This window comes from Rathayibacter sp. AY1B7, assembly GCF_002932735.1.
Classification (GTDB): Bacteria; Actinomycetota; Actinomycetes; order Actinomycetales; family Microbacteriaceae; genus Rathayibacter.
Genome location: NZ_PSWK01000013.1, coordinates 87207 through 94340, shown reverse-complemented (window position 1 = coordinate 94340; position 7134 = coordinate 87207). Strand labels below are relative to the sequence as shown.

The following is a 7134-nucleotide window of genomic DNA, read 5'->3' as shown; positions in this document are numbered from 1 at the left end:
CGGCCGAGAAGCCGTCGCGGGCGATCGCGGCCTGCACCACTCCGCCGTCGACGGCGGAGTGGTGCAGGCCGCGATCGCCCGCGACGGCTTCTCGGCCGAGGCGGCGCCCCCGCCGCCCGCACCGGAGCCCGAGCCCGTCGTGGTGGCCGAGCCCGTCGTCGACACGAGCGACGTCGCGGAGGCGCGCGCCGAGACCGCCGAGGAGTTCAACTCCTACTCCGGCGCCTCGGCCAGCGAGATCGCGGCCGCCGCCCCGACCACCAGCTACAGCCTCTCGGCGGTGTTCGATACGGCGATGCAGTACCAGGGCGTGCCCTACGTCTTCGGTGGAGCCGACCCGAGCGGCTTCGACTGCTCCGGCTTCGTGATGTACGTCTTCGCCCAGTACGGCATCTCGATGCCGCACTCGGCTGCGGGCCAGGGCGCCATGGGCACCCCCGTCTCGCTCGCCGACGCGCAGCCCGGCGACCTCGTCATCATGGACGGCCACGACGGCTTCTACGCGGGCAACGGCAACATCCTGCACGCGCCGTACGAGGGCGCGAGCGTCCGCGTGCAGCCGCTGTGGACCTCCGACTACCGGATCGTGCGCATCAACGGCTGATCCGGTCGATCCGCTCGAGAGCCCGTCCCCTCCTGGAGGGGGCGGGCTCTCGTCGTCCCGCCGTGTGAACGCCGCGTGACGAATCCGGACCGACCCCTGGTGTTCCGGGCGTGAAGGGTTAACCTGAACCCCAGTCCGCTCGCGTGGCGAGCGGATCGATTCGTCGAGGGACGGAGTGCCGGGATGGCCGAGCGGAGCGGGCGCCACAGCGTGGGGCTGCGCTCGCGCGTGCGGCCGGCCGATTCGATACGCGCGCGGGTCCTCACCGCGGCGGTGCACTCCTCCGACACGCGGATACGACTCCACGTCATCGCGCGGCACTCCGCCGCGGCCTCGCAGGGCGCCGTCATCACGACGGCGCCCTTGCTCGTGGTCGCGGCGCCTTCGCGCGACGGCGTGCGACAGCACGGAGGTCACTGATGCGCACTCTGGTTCTCAACGCCGGCTACGAGCCGCTCGCGGTGGTGTCGTTCAAGCGGGCCCTGGTCCTGCTGATGACGGAGAAGGCGACCGTGATCGCCGCGGACGAGGGCAATCCGGTGCACAGCGCGCACGGCGACCACGTGCGGCCCTCGGTGATCGTGCTGACCCGGTACGTGCGCATCCCGAGCGGCCGCAGCGTGCCGGTGTCGCGCCGGGGCGTGCTCCGCCGGGACAACCACCGCTGCGGCTACTGCGGTCAGCACGCGGCGACGATCGACCACATCCAGCCCAAGTCGCGCGGGGGCCGGGACACCTGGGAGAACCTCGTCGCCTGCTGCCAGCGCTGCAACAACGTCAAGAGCGACCGCACCCCGCACGAGATGGGATGGCGTCTGCGCACCGTCCCCCGGATGCCGCGCGCCGGCTCCTGGCTCGTGCGCGGCGCGGAGCGGACGCAGCCCGACTGGGACGACTACCTGGCTCCCGCCGCCTGACGGGCCGCGGTCGCGCCGCTGGCGGCGTTGTCGTCGGGCGCGATACCGCCGGTATCGCTTCCTCCTCCGCCTTGCCAGCGACACGACCGCGACCCGTCAGGAGAGGGGCGTCGGGTGCGGCCCAGCGTTACTCGTTGTCGTTGCCGGTGTTGGCGCTGGCGTTGCCGGAGCGCTCGCCGGCCCAGGTCCAGTTCGCGACCTCGGGGATGTCCTCGCCGTGCTCGCGGGTGTAGGCGCGGGCGCGGATGCGGGCGTCCTGCATCTCCTGGCGGAGACCGGCGGCGCGGGCGCCGAGGCCGGGGGTCCGGTCGATGACGTCGATCACCAGCGAGTAGCGGTCGAGGTCGTTGAGCATCACCATGTCGAACGGAGTGGTGGTGGTGCCGTTCTCCTTGTACCCGCGCACGTGCAGGTTGCCGTGGCCGGTCCGCTTGTAGGTCAGTCGGTGGATGAGCCACGGATAGCCGTGGTACGCGAACACGATCGGGCGGTCGGGGGTGAAGACCGCATCGAACTCGCGGTCGGAGAGGCCGTGCGGGTGCTCCGACTCCGACATCAGGCGCATCAGATCGACCACGTTGACCGTGCGGATCGCGAGGTCCGGCAGCTTCTCGCGGAGGATGCTCACCGCCGCGAGGGTCTCGAGGGTCGGCACGTCGCCCGCGCAGGCGAGCACGACGTCCGGGGACTCGCCCTGCCGCTCGCTGCTCGCCCACTCCAGGATGCCGAGGCCGCGCGTGCAGTGCGCGACCGCCTCCGCCATCGTGAGCCACTGGGGCGAGGGCTGCTTGCCGGCGACGACCACGTTGACGTAGTCCACGCTCCGGAGGCAGTGGTCGTAGGTCGAGAGGAGCGTGTTCGCGTCGAAGGGCAGGTAGACGCGCACGACCTCGGGCTTCTTGTTGACGACGTGGTCGATGAAGCCGGGGTCCTGGTGGCTGAAGCCGTTGTGGTCCTGGCGCCAGACGTGGCTCGAGAGCAGGTAGTTGAGGCTCGCGATCGGGCGGCGCCACTCGATGTCGCGGGTGCCGTCCAGCCACTTCGCGTGCTGGTTGAACATCGAGTCGATGATGTGGATGAACGCCTCGTAGCAGGTGAAGAGCCCGTGGCGGCCGGTGAGCAGGTAGCCCTCCAGCCAGCCCTGGCACTGGTGCTCCGAGAGCACCTCCATGACCCGCCCGGCGCGGGCCAGGTGGTCGTCGAGGGGGCTGAGCTCGGCGTCCCACTGCTTGTCGGTGGCGGCGTAGACGGACTGCAGCCGGTTGCTCGCGACCTCGTCCGGCCCGAAGAGGCGGAAGTTGGTCGGGTTGGCGCGGATGACGTCGGCGAGCCATTCGCCGAGCACCTTCGTCGCCTCCGCGACGGTGCCACCCGGCTGCTCGACGACGACCTCGTAGCGGCGGAAGTCGGGCAGGTCGAGGGTCTGCCGCAGCAGCCCGCCGTTCGCGTGCGGGGTCGCGCTCATCCGCAGCTCGCCCTCGGGGGCCAGCGAGCGGACGCGGTCGACCACGCCGCCCTCCTCGGTGAAGAGCTCCTCGGGCCGGTAGGAGCGGAGCCAGTCCTCGAGGAGCCGGGTGTGCGCCTCGGTGTCGCGGGCGTTGGGCAGCGGAACCTGGTGCGAGCGGTAGGTGCCCTCCACCTGGACGCCGTCGATCTCGGTCGGGCAGGTCCAGCCCTTCGGGGTCTTCAGCACGATCATCGGCCAGGCCGGGCGTGAGAGGTCGCCGGCGGCGGCGCGCTCCTTGATCGCCGCGATGCGGTCGAGCACCGTGTCCAGGACGTCGGCGAACCGCTCGTGCACGCGCATCGGGTCCTCGCCGTCGAAGCCGCCCTCGACGAGGAACGGCTCGTGGCCGTACCCGCGGAGGAGGCTGTCGAGCTCCTCCTGCGGGATGCGGGCGAGGACGGTCGGGTTCGCGATCTTCCAGCCGTTGAGGTGCAGGATCGGCAGGACGACGCCGTCGGTGAGCGGGTTCACGAACTTGTTGGAGTGCCAGCTGGTGGCGAGCGGGCCGGTCTCGGCCTCGCCGTCGCCGACGACCGCCGCGACCAGGAGGTCCGGGTTGTCGAAGGCCGCTCCGTACGCGTGGCTCAGCGCGTACCCGAGCTCTCCGCCCTCGTGGATGCTGCCCGGAGTCTCGGGGGCGGCGTGGCTGGGGATGCCACCGGGGAAGCTGAACTGGCGGAAGAGGCGGCGCAGCCCCTCCTCCGACTCGTCGATGTGGGAGTAGATCTCGCTGTAGGTGCCGTCGAGGTAGGCGTTGGCGACCATGCCCGGTCCGCCGTGGCCGGGACCGGTGATGTAGAGGGTCGGCTGGCGGCGCTCGCGGATCGCGCGGTTCAGGTGCGCGTAGATCAGGTTGAGGCCGGGGGTGGTGCCCCAGTGGCCGAGCAGGCGGGGCTTGATGTCCTCCCGGCTCAACGGGGTCTTCAGGAGCGGGTTCGCGAGCAGGTAGATCTGTCCGACCGCGAGGTAGTTCGCGGCGCGCCACCAGGCGTCGACCGTGTCGAGAGTGTCCTGGGTCAGCTCCGCGTCGGCGGGTCGCGCGATCCAGCTGTGCTCGGGGACGGGCAGGAGAGACGGAGCGGGGGAGTCGGCCATGTGCCCACGCTGGCATCCGGACGCCCGGGGCGGAAGGGCCTTGCAGGCCCGGCTCCGGAGGGGGTCAGCCGCGCGGCGTCGCCCGGCGGAGGACCAGCGACCCGACCGCCGTCAGGAGCGCGGCGGGGACGAGGAGCAGAGCGGCGGCTCCGGCGGTGCCCGCGCTCTCGAGGACGTCCGCCACGACCGGCCGGCCCCCGGCGAGAGCGACGACGACGACCACCGCGAGTGCCACCGCTCCGAGGGCGAGGAGGAAGGCCGTCACTCCGCGCTCCCGCCAGCGGAGGAAGACCGCTCCCGCTGCTCCCCCGAGGGCGAAGGCGGCGAGGAGCGAGCAGAGCAGGACGACGAAGCGCTCGTGCCACGGACCGTCGAGGGGGGAGGCGAGGAAGAGCGCGCCACCCAGCCACCAGCCCCCGGTCGCCTCCTCGAGCACCCCGAGGGCCACGACGATCGCGGACCAGAGCACGGACAGTGCCGCGAAGGCGAGGGCGCTGCCGAGGACGTGGTCGCGCCGGGTCGCTCCGTAGCTCAGCGCCAGCCCGAAGGTGGCGGTCGTGGCCTGGATGGAGCCGATGAAGAGGAAGACGACGATCAGCATCCCCGGCCCCACGAGCAGGATGCCCGAGTCGCCGCCGCCCCGCTCGGCCCCGATCCCGCGGAGGACGAGCCACCAGATCACGAGGTTGCCGGCGAGGACGGCGAGCAGGACGAGCAGCGGCCAGCCGAGGACCGTCCCGGGGTGGGCGAGGTGGAGCCTCAGGACGGAGAGGATCCTCCGCGGGGAGGCGGAGCGGCGGGCGGGGGCGGTCATGGTCGGTCCTCTCGGATCGGTGGCGGTGGTGTCAGCTGCTGCGCGGGGTGGCGCGGCGGAGGATCGCCCAGCCCGCGACTCCGGCGATCGCGGTCGGGATGAGCGAGAGGGCGTAGCCGCCCGCGTATCCGACGCTGCCGAAGAAGGAGCCGACGGCGGGCCAGTTCTCGGTGAGCGTGAGGAGGGTGATCACGGCCAGCAGGAGGGCGACGAGGATCCCGAAGAAGAGCAGCATCCCGCGCTGGCGCCAGCGCACGTAGACCGCCGCCGTCGCCGCTCCGATGAAGAAGAAGAAGAGCAGGGCGCAGAGCACCGCGACGGCCTGCTCGCCCACGGAGTCCCCGCCGAAGTAGATCGAGCGGAAGAAGCTGCCGCCGAAGCCCCAGCCGTCGGTCGCCCGCTCCACGATCCCGAGGACCACGAAGACGCCGGTGTAGAAGACCGAGAGGGCGACGAAGGTGAGGGCCGTGCCGAGGGAGAAGTCGCGGCGGGTGGCGCCGTAGCCGAGGGCGAGGCCGAAGGTGACGTTCACCGACTGGACGGCCACGACCATCATGTAGACGAAGAGGAAGAAGGACGCGCCGGAGTAGGTCATCCCCTCCTGCGCCTCGAGGCGCTCGCCGGAGTCGAGCCCGTGGAGGATCAGCCACCAGACGACCAGGTTGCCCGACAGGATGACGGCCGTGATGATCAGCGGCGTGTAGAGGATGGTGGCGGGGTTCGCGAAGTGCAGGCGGACGACGCTGCCGAGGCGGCCGGCGGCGGTGTCGTGGCGCGCGGGGGCGCCGGTGAGGGCGGTCATTCCGAGGCCTTCCCGGTGGTGAGCTGGACGACGAGCTGCTGGAGGGGGACGGACTCGAGTTCGAGCCCGTGGCGGGCGGCGGAGGCGCGGCCGGCGTCGTCGAGCCGGGGGAGCGTGGCCGAGGCGCGGCTGCCGAGAGCGGAGCGGGCGATGACCTCGCGGCCGGCGGTGAACGACTCGACGGCCTGCCGGGGTCCGATGACCGTCGCCGCGGCACCCCGCAGCTCCTCCGCGTCGCTGTCCACGACGAGGCGGCCCTGGTCGATGACGAGGACGTGCTCGAGCAGGCTGCTGACCTCGTCGATGAGGTGGGTGGAGAGGACGACCGTGCGCGGGTGCTCGGCGAAGTCCTGGAGGAGGCGGTCGTAGAACAGCTGCCGGGCGACGGCGTCCAGCCCCAGGTACGGCTCGTCGAAGAACGTGAGCGGGGCGCGGGAGGCGAGACCGACGATCACTCCGATCGCCGAGAGCTGTCCGCGGGAGAGCTTCTTGATCTTGCGGTCGACCGGGAGGCGGAAGTCCTCGACGAGCTCGCGGGCGAACGCCTCGTCCCAGCCGTCGAAGAACCAGGGAGCGCTGCGCAGGACGTGCTTCACCTTGAAGTCGTCGGGGTACTTCTGGCTCTCCTTGATGAAGCAGGTGCGGGAGAGGACGGCGGCGTTCTCCACCGGCGACTGCCCGAAGACGCGGATCTCGCCCGAGCTGGCGAACTCCTGGCCGGTGAGCAGCGACATCAGCGTCGTCTTGCCCGCGCCGTTGCGGCCGAGGAGGCCGTGGATGCGGTTCTCCTCCAGCGCGAAGCCGATGCCGTCGACGGCGCGCATGCGTCCGTAGTGCTTGGTGAGGTCGTGGACCTCGATGACCGCGCTCATCGCGATCCCCCTTCTGTGATCATGTCGACGAGCTGCTCGGTGCTGAGGCCGAGCTTGGCGGCCTCGGCGAGCAGCGGAGCGACGAACTGGTCGCGGAACTGCGTGCGGCGCTTCTCGACCAGCCGGTCGCGCGCCCCCTCGGCGACGAACATGCCGATCCCCCTCTTCTTGTAGAGCACCCCGTCGTCGACGAGCAGGTTCACGCCCTTGCCGGCGGTGGCCGGATTGATGCGGTGGAACGCGGCGAACTCGTTGGTCGACGGGACCTGCGACTCCTCCGGCAGCGCGCCGTCGATGATGTCGTTCTCGATCTGCTCGGCGATCTGCAGGAAGAGCGGGCGGGAGTCGTCCACGCGGGCTCCTTCGGTGCTGGGTTGGGTGGTTGGTTGGTGTTGTAACTAACCATGGAGGCGGGAGGCCTTCGTGTCAAGGGGGGTGCGCCGCGCAGTCGCCGCGACGAGGGCCGTGGCGTGCTTCGCTGGCGTTGTGGTGGGGCCCTGTCGTCGCTTCGCGGGGGGCGGGG

The 7134-nt window shown here is 71.4% G+C and carries 7 protein-coding genes; 2 read left to right on the top strand and 5 right to left on the bottom strand.

All coding sequences use genetic code 11. The annotated features are described in order from the left end of the window. Both C5C95_RS17660 and C5C95_RS09180 read left to right on the top strand, forming a co-directional pair. The coding region (locus tag C5C95_RS17660) for a C40 family peptidase (protein WP_219814749.1) at nucleotides 1-604 on the top strand (604 nt) is incomplete at its 5' end. A 419-nt stretch (nucleotides 605-1023) separates the two neighbouring features. After that, a complete protein-coding gene (locus tag C5C95_RS09180) occupies nucleotides 1024-1521 on the top strand; it encodes an HNH endonuclease (protein WP_104224608.1) in 498 nt (165 codons plus the stop codon). Between the two features lie 127 nt (nucleotides 1522-1648). Here C5C95_RS09180 and C5C95_RS09175 read toward each other — a convergent pair whose 3' ends face one another. From C5C95_RS09175 to C5C95_RS09155, 5 genes are all read right to left on the bottom strand, one after another. After that, on the bottom strand, nucleotides 1649-4123 hold the full coding sequence (locus C5C95_RS09175) for a phosphoketolase (protein WP_104239076.1): 2475 nt from the start codon (nucleotides 4121-4123) through the stop codon (nucleotides 1649-1651). Nucleotides 4124-4187: 64 nt separating this feature from the next. Next, nucleotides 4188-4937, bottom strand: coding sequence for a hypothetical protein (locus C5C95_RS09170; RefSeq protein ID WP_104324283.1), 750 nt, complete (start codon nucleotides 4935-4937; stop codon nucleotides 4188-4190). A 31-nt stretch (nucleotides 4938-4968) separates the two neighbouring features. Continuing rightward, nucleotides 4969-5739 (bottom strand): ABC transporter permease, encoded by a 771-nt coding sequence (locus tag C5C95_RS09165; protein ID WP_104324282.1) that lies wholly within the window; start codon nucleotides 5737-5739, stop codon nucleotides 4969-4971. Then, complete coding sequence (locus tag C5C95_RS09160; protein ID WP_104224612.1) at nucleotides 5736-6611, bottom strand: ABC transporter ATP-binding protein; 876 nt, start codon at nucleotides 6609-6611, stop codon at nucleotides 5736-5738. Before C5C95_RS09160 ends, C5C95_RS09165 begins: the two co-directional genes overlap by 4 nt. Further along, nucleotides 6608-6964 carry a GntR family transcriptional regulator gene (locus C5C95_RS09155; RefSeq protein ID WP_104324281.1) on the bottom strand — a complete coding sequence of 119 codons (357 nt, stop codon included), beginning with the start codon at nucleotides 6962-6964 and terminating at the stop codon, nucleotides 6608-6610. Before C5C95_RS09155 ends, C5C95_RS09160 begins: the two co-directional genes overlap by 4 nt. Nucleotides 6965-7134: the final 170 nt, after the last annotated feature.

What these genes read in the sequence shown, in the direction of transcription:
- C5C95_RS09180 (WP_104224608.1), top strand. Translation starts at nt 1,024, where the DNA reads ATGCGCACTCTGGTTCTCAACGCCGGCTACGAGCCGCTCGCGGTGGTG.
- C5C95_RS09175 (WP_104239076.1), bottom strand. Translation starts at nt 4,123, where the DNA reads ATGGCCGACTCCCCCGCTCCGTCTCTCCTGCCCGTCCCCGAGCACAGC.
- C5C95_RS09170 (WP_104324283.1), bottom strand. Translation starts at nt 4,937, where the DNA reads ATGACCGCCCCCGCCCGCCGCTCCGCCTCCCCGCGGAGGATCCTCTCC.
- C5C95_RS09165 (WP_104324282.1), bottom strand. Translation starts at nt 5,739, where the DNA reads ATGACCGCCCTCACCGGCGCCCCCGCGCGCCACGACACCGCCGCCGGC.
- C5C95_RS09160 (WP_104224612.1), bottom strand. Translation starts at nt 6,611, where the DNA reads ATGAGCGCGGTCATCGAGGTCCACGACCTCACCAAGCACTACGGACGC.